Source organism: Streptomyces lonarensis, assembly GCF_012033735.1.
GTDB classification, from domain to species: domain Bacteria; phylum Actinomycetota; class Actinomycetes; order Streptomycetales; family Streptomycetaceae; genus Streptomyces; species Streptomyces lonarensis.
In genome coordinates this window covers 1-14,878 of the sequence record NZ_JAAVJD010000066.1, presented here as the reverse complement: position 1 = coordinate 14,878, position 14,878 = coordinate 1, and the positions used below count along the sequence as shown (strand labels likewise).

Genomic DNA, 14,878 nt, shown 5'->3' with positions numbered 1-14,878 from the left:
ACGCCGACGGCGGCGCCTGCGTGGAGGTCGCGGACGGCGTCCCGACAGTCGTCCCCGTCCGCGACTCCAAAGCACCCACCCGCGCCACGCTGCTCATGCCCTCCGCCGCCTGGGGCCACTTCATCAGTGCAGTCCGCAAAAACGGCGACACCAGCTCATCCCTCATGCTCCGTCCCTGACGCAGAACCTGGTTGGCGCGGTCGAGAGGCTGAGAGGACGCTCTGCACGAGCCAGAGCAGAGTTCAGATCAGACAGGACCCGAGGAGGAGAGATGACCATGCGGACCGCGCACGCGGAGATCGCGGCGGACTACCGGCAGAAGATTCGGACAGGCCTCCTACGCCCTGGTGACTCTCTGCCGACGGCCCGACAGATCATGGCGGAGTACGGCGTCAGCATGGCGACCGCCGCACACGCATACCAGGAGTTGAGCGCTGCGGGTCTTACGACCACGCGTGGCCCGGGCCACACGGTAGTCGCCGGTCACGGCAGCAGTGGTATCCCAACCCGGGTCGAGATGCACGCCGAGTCGGGGCGGTCCCTCGCGGAGGGGGAAACCTCACAGATCCTGGACATCACCTCGGTGGCCGCGCCGGACGCCATCGCAAACCGGCTCGATGTCGAACCGGGCACTCCCGTCACCGCGCGGCGGCGACTCGTGACCCGTGATGGTTCTCCCACCCACGTGTCGGTCTCCTACTACCCGCAATTCGTCGTGGACGCCGCCCCCGAGCTGACACGTCGGTCGTCCACGGGAGGAAGCCGGGAGCTTGCCGCGATGCGTCTCAACAGTCGGCAGACGCGCGTACTTGAGGAAGTGACGTCGCGACCGGCTGAAGCCGATGAGGGTGAGTTGCTCGGTCTCAGCGGCCCCATGAGCACAGTGACCTGTGTGACCCGGACAGTTTGGCTGGCGGACGGACGGGTCGTGGAAGTCGCCACCAAGATCGTGCGGGGTACCACGGTGCTGAAGTGGTCGGCTGCGTTGTGAGGACACCGCCTCATGCCCCCATTCACCGGACGAGGGCCGGCGCCGTGGCCCGCCACCCACGACCGGACGCCCTACACACCACGCGGGCAGTCGCGCAGCCGTGCGCGGACCTTCCCCCGTGCCCGACGCGCCAGTGGAGTGCCCGTGAAGACTGAGCCAGTGAGCATCAGACCGCTCCGCCCCGCCGATCTGCCGCTGGTGGCGGACCTGTTGGTCAAGGTCCACGCGGTGGACGGGTATCCGGTCGAGGGGGTCGCGGACCCGACTGCCTGGGTCTCCTCTCCCGCCGTGCTGCGGTCGTGGGTGGCGGAGCTGGACGGTGTGGTCGTGGGGCACGTCGCGCTCATGGCGGCGGACGGTGAGGACGCGGCGCGGTTGATCCGGGAGCGGGACCGGGACCGGGACGAGAGCGTTGCGGATGACGAACTGCGAGCTTTGGCCCGGTTGTTCGTCAGTCCGGACGCTCGGAACCGGTCCGTCGGCCGGCTGCTGGTCCGCACGGTGATGGACCACGCGCAGGGGGCCGGTCAGCGGTTGGTGCTCAACGTGCTGCACAAGGACCAAGCCGCGACCCGCCTCTACCGGCGGCTCGGCTGGCGGTACCTCGGCGACACCGACCACCGGCACGACGACGGCAGCGCACCCGCCGCCTGCTACACCTGGCCCGCCTGACCGGCAACGCGTCCCTGGGGGCGGCGAGCTGCCTGCGGATCATTCGGCTGACCCGCCGTCGGGCCGCCGGTAGCCTTCGACTCACATCGGAGGGGGGGCCACATGTCGGGTCTGGGTGTCGTGACGCTGCTGGTGCTGCTGGTGCTCGGTGGCGGTATCGGGATCGTCCTCGCGGTCTGGCGACCGAGCCCGCGGTGGGCCAACCGCAAGGGCCTGCGGTGCCCCGGCTGCGGCGGCGGGCGTACCAGGACGTTGAGCGGTCGAGGCGACCGCCTGGACGGGATGCTGGAGTGCCGCGCCTGCGCGCGGGCCTGGCGCCCGGAGGACCACACGGCCGGCCGGTAGCCGCGCGGCGCCCTACCGGGGCAGCGTGCTGCTGCGCCTTCAGGACGAGCTGACGAACTGTCGGACAGACGAGGTGGGAGGAGTCCGATGCTCGGCGTGATGTTCGGCCGCCTGCGCACGCGCCGCCAGTTCTGCTGGGTGGCGGCAGCATGCCTGGCCACCACGGCTGCGACCCTGCTGACCGCCGGCCTCTCCGGCGCCACCGGCGACTACCCCGCCGCCGAGATCGTCCTCTGGACACTCATCACCGCAGCAACCGAAGCGGTCGGGTTGCTCCTCGCCTACGCGGCGGTCAAGGACCGACTCGCCACCTGAACCTCCGGGCAGTGGCCGCCGACAGGGAGTCGTGGCACGAGCCGCCTACGGCACCGGCGACCGCGTGGTGCCAGGGCACGCGCACCGCTCGCTGGTCGTCGAGCACTTAACCGACCGGGGCGTTCTCGTGGAGCCGAGCACGTGAGGGCAGCAACACCGCTGAACGGCCGCCACACTTCTCGGCAAGTCGCTGCGGCCTCCGACCGTTGCGGCAGCCCTCACGTTGTTGCGGCCCGCCCCGGTCCGCGCGGGAAGAGTGCCCACGAGGCCGGTGGCGGATACCTCACTCGCGGCGGCTGTCGTGGGTTTCGGGGAGCGCGCGGAAGCCCGCAGCGCGGTAGGTCGCGACGGCGGGAACGTTGGAGCTCGGGGTGGTGACCAGCGCGCACGACGCGCCCAGCCCGCGGAGGGCCGACGCGGCGGCGACGGCCATCGCCCGGCCGTGGCCGTGTCCGCGGTACTCCGCGTGGACGCCCAGCGGTTCGAGCAGACCGGGCCGGCCCGGTCCGGCGGACCACACCGTCGCGGTCGCGACGGCCGCCCCCCGGTCGTCGTACGCCACCAGGCACCGCGCGTCGGCGTAGGGCGCGCCCGCCGCCATGCGGTCCCAGCGCTCCCGCGTGAACGTGGAGCCGGTGAACGCCGCGCGCTGCACGGCCACCCGGTCCGCGACCCGGTCGGGGCCGCCCACCTCGATGCGCAGGCCGGGGTCGGGGACCGGGTCGGTGAGGTCGCGGCGCAGCGGGGTCCAGGGCTCGTCGGCCGCCCAGCCGCGCTCGGCGAGCAGCCGGTGCACGGAGGTCGCCATGGGTGCCTCGACGAAGGCCCGGCCCTCGCCGAGAACGCCGTGCGCGGGATCGGCCAGATCCCTGACGAGCCGCTCGGCCAGCTCGCCGTCCCCGTAGGCCTCCGGTGCGACGTTCAGCCGCAGCAGTCGGGGGCCGTCGAGCAGGCCGACCGCGACCGGTCGCCCGTGCCTGGACCAGACGCGGAGCGCCGCCGTCGTGGCCGCCGGGCCGAACCGGTGGAACCAGCCGATGTCCCCGGGGTGGAGTTGGACGGCCGCGCCCTCTCCCTGCCACTCCCGGAGCGCGTCCAGCACAACGTCCGTCAGGTCGGGGCCCGGGGTTCGGAGCTCGATCGTCATGGGCCCGATGAGACACCGACCGGGCCGCGTACGCACCCGGTTTTCCCGCTCGGCGTGCGCGTGGGCCGCCGGCCCGGCACAACGTGGGCACCAGGGCCGAACGCGACGGCTTCTCGGACGGGGTCACCGTCGCCCGTCAACCGGTGTCACCTCTTCGGGGCAAGAGCGCCAACGGGCGACCGGCCGCTGCCGACGGGATGTGGCTGTGCCTGCGGCGAGCTGCCATGATGCCGGTACGAACTGCGATCCGTCCCGGGGGTGAGACCCATGGCCTACCCGACACGTGTGGCTGCTGCCCTGTCCGGAGCCACCACGGGTCAGCTGCGGACCTGGCGGCAGGACCGCGGCCAGGGCCCCGTTCTGCGCCCCGAGCTGTCCTCCCGCCCTGCCCTCTACTCTTTTCGCGACGTGCTGGCCCTCCGCACGTTCGCGCACCTGCGGCAGGACGTATCGCTGCAGAAGATCCGCAAGGCACTGGCCAACCTGAAGAAGATCGGCGAGGTGGAGCACCTCTCCGGCTACTCGCTCGTCGCCGACCACGGTTCGATCGTGCTCGTCGGGGACGACGACCACGGGACGGACCTGGTCGCACGGCCGGGCCAGCGTGTGATCGCGACCCTGGCAGACATCCTGCTGGAGTTCGCCCCCCGCCCCGGCGTCGTGGTCCCTCACCTGCTGCAGCCGAAACCGCACGTCTCCGTCGATCCCCGAACCCAGGGCGGAGCGCCCGTCATCACCGGTACCCGGGTGCCGTTCGACGTCGTCGCGGAGCTGGTCGAGGACGGCGTGCGGCCGGAGGACATCGCGGCGTACTACCCGGGGGTGTCGGCCGATGCCGCGCGCGAGGCGGCCTCCTTCGCGCTGTACGTGGACAGCTATACCAGCGGTACGCGTTGTGCCCGGTTCCCCGTGCCGCCCGCCCCGGTCCGCTGCTGACGGGCGGCCGGCGGGGTCAGCCGGTGGTGTCGCGGCGTGCCGCGCGGCGGCGGGCGTCGTCGTGGGCCGAGCGCAGCAGGCGCAGCAGCTCCGGGAGGCTCCGGTCGGTGGGGTTGACGATCGCCACCCACCCGTGGGAACGGTAGACCGGGTGCGGCTGGAGGACGTCGGTGGCGGCGTGGTCGCGGTCGCCGGCGGGGTCGCCGGGCTCCTCACCGGTCAGCTCGGTGAACGCCCGCCGTCCGACGTGCACGTTCAGCCGCCAACGCCCTGGGCGGTCCAGTTCGGACAGGGCGTCGCCGGGCTGGTTCTTCGTCACGACGGTGGCGTACGGCTGGCCGCGTTCCGGCATCCGGCCGTCCGGGGCGAAGTAGAAGAAGTGGTCGCCCCACGCGACCTCGGGGAACCCGCTGCCCTCCCCGGGTGCCACCTCCAGCACACCGTCGAAGGTGCGCATCGCTTTCAGCAGCTTCTCAAGGACCTCGTCCATACTCATGGTTCAAGCGTCCCCTTGAAGTGCTTGTGGAGGGTTCCGTGGTCGGGGCGGCGGGTTCGGCGTCGATGCGCACGGCGTCGACGGGTTCGGCGTCGATGGGTTCGGCGTCGATGGGCACGGCGGCGGTGGCGGCGCTGGCCGGGTACTCCGTGCAGCAGGTGCGTGACCTGGAGGCGGGCGGGGTGATCCCCCCGGCGGAGCGCGCGGCCAACGGGTACCGCCGGTTCGGGGACGGCCACGTCGTGGCGCTCCTCGCCTACCGCGACCTCGCCGCGGCGGTGGGGCCGGTGGAGGCACGGCGGACCATGCGTGAGCTGCGGGTACTGCCGCCCGCCGACGGCGCTGCGCTGCTCTGCGGGCTCCACACCGCCCTCAACGAGCAGCGGGAGCAGGCGCGCGCCGCGCGGTCGGCGCTGCGGGCCGTGCGCGCCGAGGCCGGCACCGACGCCGATCCGGTACCGGGCGACGCGATGACCATCACCCAGCTGTCCCAGGCCATCGGCGTCCGGCCGTCGACGCTCCGCTTCTGGGAGCAGGCCGGGCTGGTCGCGCCGGAACGGGTCTCCACTCGGGTCGGCGCGGCGCGGCGCTACGGCCTGCCCGCCGTGCGGGAGGCCCGCATTACGGCGGCGCTGCGCGCCGGCGGCTACCGCATTCCCGAGGTGCGGCGGGCCGTCGCCGCCGTGCGGAGCCTGGACGACGTGAGCGAGTCGGTCACCGCGCTCGACGCCCGGCTGGAGGAGATCGGCAGCCGGTCGCTGGCGCTGCTTCGCGCGGGCGCGCGGCTGGCGGCGCTCATCGAGGGCGGCGCGTAGGGCCCGCCCGGTCGGGCCCGGGCCGCCACCGGCGCGGTCTTCGCTCGCGTGGGCTGCGGCAGCGGACGGGCGGCGCCGCAGCGGCGGGGCGGGGCGGGCACTGCGGTCGGTGAGCCGATCGAAACCCGACAACGACGCCGTGGTCGGGTTCACCGCGCCCGGCCGGGGCAGCCGAGCCCCTGCACACGCGGGGCACCTTCTTCCATGGGGCGGTGGCCCCGCCCCCCACGGAAAGGACCTCGGTGAGAAGGCCAAGCACTCCCCTCGTCGCCGTCACGCTGGTGTCGGCGCTGACTCTCGCAGGCTGCTCCTCCTCGGACGGAACGGACAGCGAGCCGGTCGCCGCCGACGTGGCGGACGGTGGATCGCCCGCCGACGGCAACGGCGACAGCCTCGACTGGACCGACTGCCCCGAGGACGTCGCCGTCCCGGGCCTGGAGTGCGCCACCCTGGGCGTCCCTCTCGACCACGACGACCCCGACGGCGAGGAGATCGAGATAGCCGTCTCCCGGCTCGCCGCCGAGGGCGACGACCGGCACGGCGTACTCCTGCTCAACGGCGGCGGGCCCGGTGGGCAGACCCTCCAGATGCCGGCGCAGCTCGCGGAGCTCGGGGTACCGCAGGACGTCCTCGACACCTATGACGTCATCGGGGTCGACCCGCGCGGCGTGGGCCACAGCACCCCGGTGACCTGCGAGCTGGAGCTGACGGACCACCCCACCAACATCCCGCTCCACGCCAGGGACGAGGACGACGTCGCCGCCGAGGCCGAGCGGGTGGCGGCCGTCGCCGAGAAGTGCGGGGACTCGCCGACCGCCGACCTGCTGCCGTACATCACCACGGCCAACACCGCCCGCGACCTGGACCGGGTCCGCGAGGCGCTGGGCGAATCCACCGTCTCCTACTTCGGCATCTCCTACGGCAGCTACCTCGGGGCGGTCTACACCTCGCTCTTCCCGGAGCAGGTCGACCGGGTCGTCCTCGACAGCGTGACGGGGCCCGGCGGCTGGGACGCCGACTTCGCGCGGAGCTTCGCCGAGGGTTTCGAGGACCGCTTCCCCGACTTCGCGGCGTTCGCCGCCGCGGAGCACAAGACCTACGGGCTGGGTGAGACCCCGGCGGAGGTCGAGGCCACCTACCTCGACCTCGGTGAGCGGCTGGACGCCGAGCCGTCCCCCGAGGGCTACACCGGTCAGGTCTTCCGCCAGCTGACGTTCGACCATCTCTACTACGACGAGAAGTTCCCGCAGCTCGCGGAGGTCTGGCAGGCCCTGGACACCGGTGAGGAGGTCCCGGAGCCGGAGGTCGATCCCGACGTGGCGGCGGCGGCCGGGGGCGACATCCCGTCCGACAACTACCTGGCGAGCCAGCTGCACGTGATCTGCAACGACAGCGACTGGCCGTCGGACGTCGAGACCTACACGCGGAACGTCGCGTCGGACCGGGAGGAGTTCCCGCTGTTCGGGGCCGCTGCCGCCAACGTCACCCCCTGCGCGTTCTGGCCCTCCGAGCCCGTGGAGGAGCCGGTGGAGATCACCGACCGGAGCGAGGCCGACATCCTGCTGCTGCAGAACCTCCGCGACCCCGCGACCCCGCTGACGGGCGCCCGGGAGATGCACGAGGCGCTGGGCGACCGCGTGCGGCTGGTCACCGCCGACCAGGGCGGCCACGTCGCCTACCTGATGCAGGACAACACCTGCGCCAACGATCTGGTCACCGAGTTCCTCGTCACGGGCGAGCGCCCCGACGAGGACGTCGCCTGCGAGGCGGACTGACCCTCGCCGGGGCGTGAGGCGGACCGGGGCGGGCCGGGGCGGACCGGGGCGGCGTGTGCCGCGCCGGTCCGCCGCGCCGTTCCAGGTGGCGGGCGGGGGGCCGGCCGCTCCACCTCGCCCCTGACCGCGGTGGGGCACTCCGGACGACGACGCCCCCTACGCCTCGGGATCGTCGTCGCGGAACTGCTCGGCGCCGGTCAGTCCCTCGACGAAGCTCCGGAAATCGGGTGCGAGAGGGGTCACCGCCGCGGGGCCGCTGCCGTCCGCGGCGGCAAGGAGTACCACCGGCGGTCGGCCGTGGGGGCCGCAGCTGCGGTAGTCCAGCGCGATCCAGGTGTGGCCGTCCCCGGAGAGCAGCACCACGGGGGAGGGGAGCCCCCATTCCTGCACGAGGTAGGGCGTCTCCACCAGGGAGACGCCGTCCTCCGGGTCGCCGATGCCGAGGAGCTCGTCGAACGGCACGTGGTCGTCGGCCCAGGCGTTGGGCCGCTCGGTCGGGAAGGCGTCCCGGCGTGTGGAGACCGTGCCGCCGTTGCGCAGCCGGAGCAGGGTGAGCAGCTCCGGGGGAAGCGTCACCCCGAGGGTGCGTTCCGCCTCGGCGACGCCCTCGTCCGTCAGCGGTGGGTGGCGCGCGTCGTCCCCACCGTGCGCCTCCGGCGGGGCGTCCGCTCCGGGGCCGGTGGCGGGATCGGTACCCGGGTCGGGTGCGTCCCAGAAGGTCGCGCTGATCTCCTCGAAACGTGTTGCCATGGTGCGGACCCTACGAGGCGCCGCGGACAGCCGGGGAACGGCCGCCTGACCCCCGCGCACCGGCCTCAGCCGGGTTCCGAGGACCGCTCGTGGAGTTCGAACCAGGTCGCCTTGCCGTCACCGCGCGGGTCGACGCCCCAGGCGTCGGCCAGGTTCTCCATGAGGAGCAGCCCGCGCCCGGACGAGGCCATCTCGCCCGGCTCGCGGCGGCGGGGCAGGTCGTCGCTGCCGTCGGCGACCTCGACCCGGAGCCGGCGGCCGCCGGGCGGTCCGGTGATCTCGACGGTGAGCCGGGCGTCGGTGTCGGTGTGCACCAGGACGTTGGTGAGCATCTCGGAGAGCATCAGCACGGCCCCGTCGACCTGGTCGGCGCCGGCCCAGTCGTGCAGCAGCTCGGCGAACTGGTGGCGGGCCTCGGCGATGCGCCCGGGAGCGGCCTGGTCCACGGTGACGACCAGCCGCCGCTCCGGGGCCTGAGGGTGCTGGAGGCTGAACAGCAGGAGCGCGATGTCGTCCTCGCGCCGGTCGGTGAGCGGGCCGGTGTGGCTGTGGCTGGGCGGCCCGTGCACGCCCTCGATGAGGCGGTCCGCCAGCTTCTCCAGGTCGTCGGCGGGCTCGCCGCGCAGGATGCCGGCCAGCCGGGCCCAGCCGGTGTCCAGGGTGTGGCCGCCGGTCTCCAGGAGGCCGTCGGTGAACATCAGCAGCGTCTCGTCGCGCTGCAGCGTGATGCGGGTGGTCGGGTACGACCAGTCGGGGACGACGCCGAGCGGCGGGCCGCCGACCGTCGGTCGCTGCACGGGGGTGCCGTCGCCGAGGCGCACCGCCGGGTCCGGGTGGCCGGCGCGGGCGACGTCGAGGGTGCCGGTGCGCGGGTCGGCCTCCAGGTACAGGCAGGTGGCGAACCGGTCGTCGCCGGAGAGCGGCATCCCGGAGAGGAACCGGGAGGCGCGGGAGAGGACGGTGTCGGGGCGGTGGCCCTCGGCGGCGTAGGCGCGCAGCGCGATGCGGAGCTGCGCCATGATCGCGGCGGCGCGCACGTCGTGGCCCTGGACGTCGCCGATGACCAGCGCGACCCGGTCCGAGGGCAGCGGGATCACGTCGTACCAGTCGCCGCCGATCTGGAGCCCGCCGCCGGTGGGGACGTAGCGGGCGATGAGCTGCGCGCCGGGGATGTCGGGGTTGGCGGCGGGCGCCATGGTGTGCTGGAGGTCGGCGGAGAGTTCACGCTCGGTCTCGAAGACGTGGGTGCGGGCCAGGGCCTGCGCGAGCATGCGGGCGACGGTGGTCAGCACGGACCGCTCGTCGGGGCTGAAGGAGACCGGCTCGGGGAACGACGCCATCCACGCGCCGATGGTCCTACCGCCGACGATCAGCGGCAGGTAGGCCCAGGCACAGCGGCCGAACTCCTTCACGTACGGCCAGGCCTCGGGGAACCGCTGCTGGTACTCGGCCGGGCCGGGGACGTAGACGGCGCGGCCGGTGCGGATGGCCTCGGCGGCCGGGTACGGGGAGTCGAGGGTGGGGGCGAAGCCGCGGGCGGCCTGGCGGCGCTGCGGCGTGGCGGAGATCGCGTAGCCGTGGTGGCCGACGACGGTCAGCTCCCCGGCCTCGACGCCGAAGACGATCAGCCCGTCGGGTGAGAAGCCGGGGAGGGCGAGCCCCGCGGCGACGCGCAGCACCTCGCCGGTGGTACGGGCCTCGGCGAGGGCGCGGCCCGCGTCGAGGAGGAACGCCTCGCGGGAGAGCCGCCAGTCCCGGCCGAGGGGGGCGGCGACGGCGGTGCTGGGCGGGACCTCCATCAGGGTGCCGCTCATCGCGAAGTCGTCGCCCTCGCCGTGGGCGCGGACCCGGGCGCGGAGGGTGCGCGCGTCCGTCCCGTCGGGTGCGATGACGCGGAGCCTGCTCTCCCCGATGCGTTCCTCGGCGGCGCTGAGGGTGGCGACGCGGTACAGCTCGATGTAGTCCTCGACGTGGACCCGGGCGCGGACGGTGGCCTCGCCGATGGTGGTGTACCGCTCGGGCAGGCCGAACAACCCGGCGGCGGTGGCGTCGAGCGTGACCAGACCAGTCGCGTGGTCCCAGCGCCAGAGTCCGGTCCCTGCCGCGGCCAGCACATCCTCGGTGCGCATTTGTCTCACTTTATGGGTAAGTACGCCCGAACGGCGAGGGGAGTAGGCCGGGGCGGTAGTCTGAGGTGCCCCCGGCTGTCGCTGTCGTGGCCGCTGTCGCTCCGCCGTCGGCGCCCGTGAGGCCAGCCGGCGGTGAACCGTTGACCCTGGCTCTCGGACGACTTGGATTGAGCGATGCACCGGTACCGGTCCCACACCTGCGGCGAACTGCGCTCCGCGGACATCGGCAGTGATGTCCGGCTGTCGGGTTGGCTGCACAATCGCCGGAACCTGGGCGGCATCCTCTTCATCGACGTCCGGGACCACTACGGCATCACGCAGCTCGTGGTGCGCCCCGGCACCGACGTCAACGAGCGGCTGTCGTCCCTGTCGAAGGAGACGGTGATCCGCGTCGACGGCGCCGTCGTGGCGCGCGGCGCGGACAACGTCAACCCGGAGCTGCCGACCGGCGAGGTCGAGGTCGAGGTCTCCGGCGTGGAGGTCCTCGGCACCGCCGAGCAGATCCCGTTCACCATCAACGCCGAGGACGGCGTCAACGAGGAGCGGCGCCTGGAGTACCGCTTCCTCGACCTGCGCCGCGAGCGGATGCACCGCAACATCATGCTGCGCTCCGCGGTGATCTCCGCGATCCGGCAGAAGATGACGGCGCAGGGGTTCAACGAGCTGGCGACGCCGATCCTGTCGGCGACCTCCCCCGAGGGCGCCCGTGACTTCCTGGTGCCGTCCCGGCTGCACGCCGGCAAGTTCTACGCGCTGCCGCAGGCCCCGCAGCAGTTCAAGCAGCTGCTGATGATCGCGGGCTTCGACCGCTACTTCCAGATCGCGCCGTGCTTCCGCGACGAGGACGCCCGCGCCGACCGCTCGCCGGGCGAGTTCTACCAGCTCGACGTCGAGATGAGCTTCGTCGAGCAGGAGGACGTCTTCGTCGTCATCGAGAAGGTGATGACGGAGCTGTTCGAGGAGTTCGGCAACGGCAAGCACGTCACCTCGCCGTTCCCGCGCATCCCGTTCCGGGAGGCCATGGAGAAGTACGGCTCGGACAAGCCCGACCTGCGCGCCCAGCTCGAACTGGTCGACGTCACCGACGTGTTCGCCGGTTCGGAGTTCAAGGCGTTCGCCGGCAAGCACGTTCGCGCCCTCGCGGTGCCGGACACCGGCGACCAGCCGCGGAAGTTCTTCGACCAGATGGGCGAGTTCGCCGTCGAGCAGGGCGCCAAGGGCCTGGCCTGGGTCCGCGTCGGGGAGGGCAACGCCCTGACCGGCCCGATCGCCAAGTTCCTCACCGAGGAGAACACCACCGCACTGGTGGAGCGGCTCGGCGCGAAGGCCGGCACCGCGATCTTCTTCGGCGCCGGCGAGTACGACGAGGTCTCGAAGATCATGGGCGCGGTCCGCGTCGAGGCCGCCCGCCGCACCGGCCACTTCGAGGAGGGCGTCTTCCGGTTCTGCTGGATCGTCGACTTCCCGATGTTCGAGAAGAACGAGGACACCGGGGAGATCGAGTTCTCCCACAACCCGTTCTCGATGCCGCAGGGTGGGCTGGAGGCCCTCAACAGCAAGGACCCGCTGGACATCCTGGCGTGGCAGTACGACATCGTCTGCAACGGCACCGAGCTGTCCTCCGGCGCGATCCGGAACCACGAGCCCGAGATCATGTACCGCGCGTTCGAGATCGCCGGCTACTCCAACGAGGACGTCGAGCGTGAGTTCGGCGGCATGCTGCGCGCCTTCACCTTCGGCGCCCCGCCGCACGGCGGCATCGCCCCCGGTGTGGACCGCATCGTGATGCTGCTGGCCGACGAGCCGAACATCCGCGAGACCATCGCGTTCCCGCTCAACGGCAACGCGCAGGACCTGCTGATGGGCGCGCCCTCCACCGTGGACGAGTCGCGGCTCAAGGAGCTGCACCTCTCGCTGCGGCCCTCCGCGCAGCAGGCCCTCAAGGCCGCCGCCGAGGCGAAGGACGCCGCCGAGGCCAAGAGCGGCTCCGAGGCGAAGGACGGCGACGCGGCGGAGTAGTCGCGACGTGCGCAGCCGACGGCCCCGGCCGCCACTCCCCTGCGGGGTGGCGGCCGGGGCCGTTCCCGTGACCTGCCGTGTCCCGCCGTGTCCTTCTGCCGCCGAGGCCGTTGCTCCCGGCGGCGGAAGCGCGGCGGGGTCGGCTGCAGGAACGGGGACGCGAAGGCTGCTCGGCGCGAAGGCGGCTCGGCGCGAAAAGATATCCACAGGCTGGGGACGACGGATCGCCGTCGCCACCGGGGCGCGCCGTAAACCGGTGGGCAGGCCCGGTGGGGCGCGGTACAGTCGAGACGTCCTGTTGTCTCCGATAGAGGTGGACGTTGCGCATCTGAGGTACGCGAACATCGCGCGGTACGGCTCGGCCGTACGGCGTCACGCGCCCGTGCAGGCCCTTCGCTGCGGCCGCCGCCCGTGACGTCCCGCGTGGACGCGACCTCGGTGCACCCGCCGTCCCTCCCGCCGACGGGCGATCCCGGAGCCCTCCCCGGCCCTCGTGCCGCGGACGGCCCGACCGCCCCAGGCTCCCCGACACCGGCCGCCCTGCGGTCGGCCGCACGGTCGGGAACGGAGCAGGACGACTCCCCGCACCTGATCCGCCGCTCCCCGAGCCGGCCCGGTCGTCGCCGCACGGTGCTCGCAGACGAGTCCCCCGACCAGCGTCGACGACTGCGAGTGACCCATGTCCCACACCACCCCGGCGGGCGCGGCCCTGACCTGCTCCGCCCTGAGCTTCCGCTACGCCGACGGCACACCGGTGCTGGAGGAGCTGTCGATGACCGTGCCGCGCGGCCGCACCGGCCTCGTCGGCGCCAACGGCAGCGGCAAGTCGACCCTGCTGAGGCTGTTCGCCGGCCTGCTGCGGCCGGAGAGCGGCTCGGTCGGCGTCACCGGCAGCCTGGCGCTGCTGCCGCAGACCCTCACCCTCGACACCGGGCTCCGCGTGGAGCAGGCGCTCGGCATCGCCGACCAGCGGGCCGCGGTCCGCGCCATCGAGTCGGGCGACGTGGACCCGGCCCACTTCGAGACGGTCGGTGAGGACTGGGACGTCGAGGAGCGCGCGCTGGCGACGCTCGGCTCCCTCGGCCTGGACCACCTCGGTCTGGACCGCCGGGTCGGCGAGATGTCCGGCGGCGAGACGGTGCTGCTCCGACTGGCCGCGCTGCTGCTGGGCCGGCCGGACGTGCTGCTCCTGGACGAGCCCACCAACAACCTCGACCTGTTCGCACGCCGCCGGCTCTACGAGGCCGTCGACACCTGGCGCAGCGGCGTCCTCGTCGTGGTGAGCCACGACCGGGAGCTGCTGGAGCGCGTCGACCGGATCGCGGAGCTGCGGTCCGGCGAGGTCGCCTGGTACGGCGGCGGCTGGTCCGCCTACGAGGAGGCGGTCGCCGCGCAGCAGGAGACCGCGGAGCGGCTGCTGCGGGTGGCCGACGCCGACGTGCGGCGCCAGAAGAAGGAACTGGAGGAGTCCCGCATCAAGATCGCCCGACGGGAGCGGAACAGCCGCCGCATGCAGGCCGAGCGGCGGGCGCCCCGCATCGTGGCGGGCAACCGCAAGCGCGCCGCGCAGGAGTCGGCGGGCAAGCTGCGCGGGCTCCACGAGGACCGGCTGGACGAGGCGCGGGAGCGCCGCGAGGAGGCCGCCGACGCGGTGCGCGCGGACGCCGCGATCCGGGTGGACCTGCCGCGGACCGAGGTACCCGCCGGCCGGACCGTGTTGACCGTCGAGGGGCTGCGGCTGCCCCACGGGCGGCTGCGCCACGGCGATCTCCGCATCCACGGCCCGGAGCGGGTCGCGCTGGTCGGCCGCAACGGCGCCGGCAAGACCTCGCTGCTGCGGACCGTCGCCGGGGCGCTGGCCCCCGCGTCGGGCGAGGTCCGCGCGCACGTGCCGCTGCGGTTCCTGCCGCAGCGACTCGACGTGCTGGACGACGGGGCGAGCGTCGCCGCCAACGTGGCCGCCGTCGCCCCGGGGGTGCCGGAGAACGAGATCCGGCGGCAGCTCGCCCGGTTCCTGTTCCGGGGGGCCCGCGCCGAGCAGCCGGCCGGCACGCTGTCCGGCGGGGAGCGGTTCCGCGCGGCGCTCGCCGCCATGCTGCTGGCCTCCCCCGCGCCGCAGCTGCTGATGCTGGACGAGCCGACCAACAACCTCGACCTGGCGAGCGTCCGGCGGCTCACGGAGGCGCTCGCCTCCTACCGGGGAGCGCTGTTGATCGCCGGCCACGACCTGGCGTTCCTGGAGGCGGTGGGGGTCACCCGCTGGGTGCTGCTCGACGAGGCCCTCGTGGAGAGCGGCCCCGACGAGATCCGGGCGCTGCTCGCCGACGGCGGGCGGACGGACGGGGTCGGCGCCGGGGCCGGGGCCGGCGGGGTGGGAGGTGCCGAGGACGACGGGGAGCGGTGACCGGCCGGTGCGGAGGACGGGGAGGCGGTGGCCGCAGCGCTGGAGGCGACGCGGCTGACCGGGCTGTCGCACCGGTTGGTCGAC

General features: G+C 73.4%; 14 protein-coding genes. 10 read left to right on the top strand and 4 right to left on the bottom strand.

Going from position 1 to position 14,878, the window contains the following annotated elements:
• Window positions 1-20 precede the first annotated feature (20 nt).
• The 5 genes from HCN56_RS11115 to HCN56_RS11095 all read left to right on the top strand — a co-directional run bounded on the left by HCN56_RS11115 (window position 21) and on the right by HCN56_RS11095 (window position 2,323).
• Window positions 21-179, top strand: coding sequence for a DUF397 domain-containing protein (locus HCN56_RS11115; protein ID WP_376770862.1), 159 nt, complete (start codon window positions 21-23; stop codon window positions 177-179).
• A gap of 92 nt (window positions 180-271) precedes the next feature.
• Window positions 272-991: a GntR family transcriptional regulator gene (locus HCN56_RS11110; RefSeq protein ID WP_245246454.1), complete on the top strand. Its 720-nt coding sequence runs from the start codon at window positions 272-274 to the stop codon at window positions 989-991.
• Between the two features lie 159 nt (window positions 992-1,150).
• Window positions 1,151-1,663: a GNAT family N-acetyltransferase gene (locus HCN56_RS11105; RefSeq protein WP_312871181.1), complete on the top strand. Its 513-nt coding sequence runs from the start codon at window positions 1,151-1,153 to the stop codon at window positions 1,661-1,663.
• Between the two features lie 102 nt (window positions 1,664-1,765).
• Complete coding sequence (locus HCN56_RS11100; protein ID WP_167969856.1) at window positions 1,766-2,008, top strand: hypothetical protein; 243 nt, start codon at window positions 1,766-1,768, stop codon at window positions 2,006-2,008.
• Window positions 2,009-2,095: 87 nt separating this feature from the next.
• On the top strand, window positions 2,096-2,323 hold the full coding sequence (locus tag HCN56_RS11095) for a hypothetical protein (RefSeq protein WP_167969854.1): 228 nt from the start codon (window positions 2,096-2,098) through the stop codon (window positions 2,321-2,323).
• Window positions 2,324-2,606: 283 nt separating this feature from the next.
• Here HCN56_RS11095 and HCN56_RS11090 read toward each other — a convergent pair whose 3' ends face one another.
• A complete protein-coding gene (locus tag HCN56_RS11090; RefSeq protein ID WP_167969852.1) occupies window positions 2,607-3,470 on the bottom strand; it encodes a GNAT family N-acetyltransferase in 864 nt (287 codons plus the stop codon).
• A 285-nt stretch (window positions 3,471-3,755) separates the two neighbouring features.
• Between HCN56_RS11090 and HCN56_RS11085 the strand changes: the two genes are divergently transcribed.
• Window positions 3,756-4,406 carry a DUF433 domain-containing protein gene (locus HCN56_RS11085; protein WP_312871180.1) on the top strand — a complete coding sequence of 217 codons (651 nt, stop codon included), beginning with the start codon at window positions 3,756-3,758 and terminating at the stop codon, window positions 4,404-4,406.
• Window positions 4,407-4,422: 16 nt separating this feature from the next.
• Here HCN56_RS11085 and HCN56_RS11080 read toward each other — a convergent pair whose 3' ends face one another.
• A complete protein-coding gene (locus tag HCN56_RS11080; protein WP_167969848.1) occupies window positions 4,423-4,902 on the bottom strand; it encodes a DUF6194 family protein in 480 nt (159 codons plus the stop codon).
• Window positions 4,903-5,012: 110 nt separating this feature from the next.
• On the opposite strand from HCN56_RS11080, the gene HCN56_RS11075 reads away from it, so the two are divergent.
• A complete protein-coding gene (locus HCN56_RS11075; RefSeq protein WP_167969880.1) occupies window positions 5,013-5,717 on the top strand; it encodes a MerR family transcriptional regulator in 705 nt (234 codons plus the stop codon).
• A 242-nt stretch (window positions 5,718-5,959) separates the two neighbouring features.
• A complete protein-coding gene (locus HCN56_RS11070; protein WP_167969846.1) occupies window positions 5,960-7,492 on the top strand; it encodes an alpha/beta hydrolase in 1,533 nt (510 codons plus the stop codon).
• Window positions 7,493-7,648: 156 nt separating this feature from the next.
• On the opposite strand, the gene HCN56_RS11065 is transcribed toward HCN56_RS11070, so the two are convergent.
• Complete coding sequence (locus HCN56_RS11065) at window positions 7,649-8,242, bottom strand: SMI1/KNR4 family protein (RefSeq protein ID WP_167969844.1); 594 nt, start codon at window positions 8,240-8,242, stop codon at window positions 7,649-7,651.
• A gap of 65 nt (window positions 8,243-8,307) precedes the next feature.
• A complete protein-coding gene (locus HCN56_RS11060) occupies window positions 8,308-10,371 on the bottom strand; it encodes a SpoIIE family protein phosphatase (protein WP_167969842.1) in 2,064 nt (687 codons plus the stop codon).
• Window positions 10,372-10,545: 174 nt separating this feature from the next.
• Here HCN56_RS11060 and aspS point away from each other — a divergent pair, with 174 nt between their 5' ends.
• Together aspS and HCN56_RS11050 are read left to right on the top strand one after the other, a co-directional pair.
• On the top strand, window positions 10,546-12,390 hold the full coding sequence (aspS, locus tag HCN56_RS11055) for an aspartate--tRNA ligase (RefSeq protein ID WP_167969840.1): 1,845 nt from the start codon (window positions 10,546-10,548) through the stop codon (window positions 12,388-12,390).
• A gap of 679 nt (window positions 12,391-13,069) precedes the next feature.
• Window positions 13,070-14,794 (top strand): ATP-binding cassette domain-containing protein, encoded by a 1,725-nt coding sequence (locus HCN56_RS11050; RefSeq protein ID WP_167969838.1) that lies wholly within the window; start codon window positions 13,070-13,072, stop codon window positions 14,792-14,794.
• Window positions 14,795-14,878: the final 84 nt, after the last annotated feature.